At 41.6% G+C, this 2,806-nt stretch carries 2 protein-coding genes; both read left to right on the top strand.

The features are described from left to right. Positions 1-343: 343 nt before the first annotated feature. Positions 344-1,102: a triose-phosphate isomerase gene (gene tpiA, locus AC5FEC_RS10320; RefSeq protein ID WP_493662109.1), complete on the top strand. Its 759-nt coding sequence runs from the start codon at positions 344-346 to the stop codon at positions 1,100-1,102. A gap of 74 nt (positions 1,103-1,176) precedes the next feature. Beyond that, positions 1,177-2,806, top strand: a 1,630-nt coding sequence (locus AC5FEC_RS10315; protein WP_493662108.1) for a GBS Bsp-like repeat-containing protein, incomplete at its 3' end; no start/stop codon positions are given.

The following is a 2,806-nucleotide window of genomic DNA, read 5'->3' as shown; positions in this document are numbered from 1 at the left end:
TTTTTTTGCATGCCCTTTTATGGCTCAAAAAGTGTTAAAAATAAGACAGTAACCTCGGAATAGCTACTGTCTTATCTCATTTTTCACTTAAAGCCTTGACAGACTTGACAAATGGTAGAAAAGAGCCTTTTTTTGTGAAGATGAAAGGATACCATCACATTTTGCAAATCGAAATTTAAGATTGAAAATTTGCTGATAAATCTCTAAATTACTTGTTTTCGTATTTAATGACAAAAGTTAGATTAGATATTTTATTTTTATGAAAATCTGTGGCTAACCTTTATTAATTGGTAAATTTATGGTACAATATAACGTGAAAATAAAAAAAGAAGAGGTATGTGAAATGTCACGTAAACCATTTATTGCCGGTAACTGGAAAATGAACAAAAATCCAGAAGAAGCAAAAGCTTTTGTGGAAGCAGTAGCTGCTAAACTTCCGTCTTCTGACCTTGTAGAAGCTGGGATTGCTGCTCCTGCACTTGACTTGACAACTGTTCTTGCTGCTGCAAAAGGTTCAAACCTTAAAGTTGCTGCTCAAAACTGCTACTTCGAAAATGCAGGTGCTTTCACTGGTGAAACTAGCCCACAAGTTTTGAAAGAAATCGGTACTGACTACGTTGTTATCGGTCACTCAGAACGTCGTGACTACTTCCATGAAACTGATGAAGATATCAACAAAAAAGCAAAAGCAATTTTTGCAAACGGTATGCTTCCTATTATCTGCTGTGGTGAATCACTTGAAACTTACGAAGCTGGTAAAGCTGCTGAATTTGTAGGTGCTCAAGTATCCGCTGCTCTTGCTGGATTGACAGCTGAACAAGTTGCTGCGTTAGTTATCGCTTATGAGCCAATCTGGGCTATTGGTACTGGTAAATCAGCTTCACAAGACGACGCACAAAAAATGTGTAAAGTTGTTCGTGACGTTGTAGCTGTTGACTTTGGTCAAGAAGTTGCTGACAAGGTTCGTGTTCAATACGGTGGTTCAGTTAAACCTGAAAACGTAGCATCATACATGGCTTGTCCAGATGTGGATGGAGCTCTTGTTGGTGGAGCATCACTTGAAGCTGAAAGCTTCCTTGCTCTTCTTGATTTTGTGAAATAAAAAAGATTTTAAGTTTTAAATAAAATTGCTTGTTGCCTTAAGGTGGCAAGCTTTTTAAAATTCGGAGAGAAAAGTTGAAATCAAAAGAAATAGTTTATTTAGCGAGTACAGCTGTCTTATTAGCTGCAACGGCTAATATTGCTCGTGCTGAAGAGAACACAAGTACGGCAGCAGATTTAGAGGTTCCAAAAACGGAACTTCAGGTAAAAAATGATAGCCAAACTCAAGAAGCTCCAGCAGCACTGGAAACGATTGCTGATGAGAATACAAAGGGGCAGGAAAATACAAGTCCGACAGCAAATGGCTCTGTGATTGATCAAAGCCAAAATAGGGCTTCTGATTTGATAAAGGGTGAATTTTCTGGCAGTGAAAGTGAGACGGGGAGTGACACTCATGCTGAATCCACAGGAAATCAGATAGGGTCAGATCAATCTTCGCCGGCTGTGAGTAGTACAGAAGTAACTTCTGAGAAGAGAAAAGCAGTGTTTTATAGCGCTCCTCCGTCAGGACAAACAGCTCGTAGCAATCCTCAAGCGGACATTAAAGGTTCTTCCTTTGTGGATGTGAGTAGTCACAACGGTTATATCAGTGTGGAAGACTATCGCCAACTAGCATCCAAAGGTGTCGGCGGTGTCGTTGTCAAACTGACAGAAGGAACGACTTATACAAATCCTTTTGCTGAATCTCAGGTAAAAAATGCGCAAGCAGCCGGTCTGCAAGTCTCGACCTATGCCTTCTCGCACTATACCAGCGATGAGGAAGCGAGAGCGGAAGCCCGTTATTATGCTGCATTCGCCAATAGGCTGGGCTTGCCCAAAAATACGGTCATGGTCAATGACATGGAAGATCCGAAAATGCAAAACGGAATCAACCAGCATACTCAAGCTTGGGCTGAGGAAATGCGCAAACACGGATATAAGAACCTAATGTACTATACTAGTGCTAGTTGGGTCGACCAAAACAACCTGCGCCAAAAAGGACCAGTAAATACAGCTTTGTTTGGCCTTGATAATTTTTGGATTGCCCAATATCCAGCACCAAAACTAAGTGCAAAAGATGCTAGAAGCCTGAAATACAATAGCAGATCAGGGGCTTGGCAATTCACCTCTCAGGCGGAGTTATTAGCAGGCAAGCATGTTTTCGACCAGAGTATTGACTATTCTGGTAGATTTACAGCCAAGTCTGCTTTAGCTAAGCAACCACTGACGGGTACGATTAGTATTCAAAATAATAACCCCAAAACTGGTACTTTTGATGTCATCGTTTCCAAAGTTTCAGCACCACATGGAATTCAGGAAGTTAAGCTTCCAACTTGGTCTACTGAGAATGGTCAAGATGATATTGTTTGGTATACTGCAGCAAAACAAGCCAATGGAACCTATAAATTGACTGTCAATGCGGCGAATCATAAAGGTTCGACTGGTGAATACAACATTCATTTATATTACATACAAGGGGACGGTCAGATGGTCGGTGTCGGCGGAACCACCACCAAGGTTTCGTTCGGAAAACCAGAGGGTAAGCTGACGATTGCCAATAACAATCCTAAGACGGGTACCTTTGATGTGATTGTTTCCCAGGTTTCCAGCCCGCAGGGGATTCGTGAGGTCTTGCTTCCGACTTGGTCGCATGAGCACGGTCAGGATGATCTGATTTGGCACAAGGCTCAGAAACAGTCTGACGGTACCTATAAGTTCACCGTTC

The organism is Streptococcus sp. STC1396, assembly GCF_058933875.1.
The sequence above is the reverse complement of the archived record's forward strand: the minus strand, read 5'-3'. Positions and strand labels throughout refer to the sequence as shown.

What these genes read in the sequence shown, in the direction of transcription:
- tpiA (WP_493662109.1), top strand. Translation starts at nt 344, where the DNA reads ATGTCACGTAAACCATTTATTGCCGGTAACTGGAAAATGAACAAAAAT.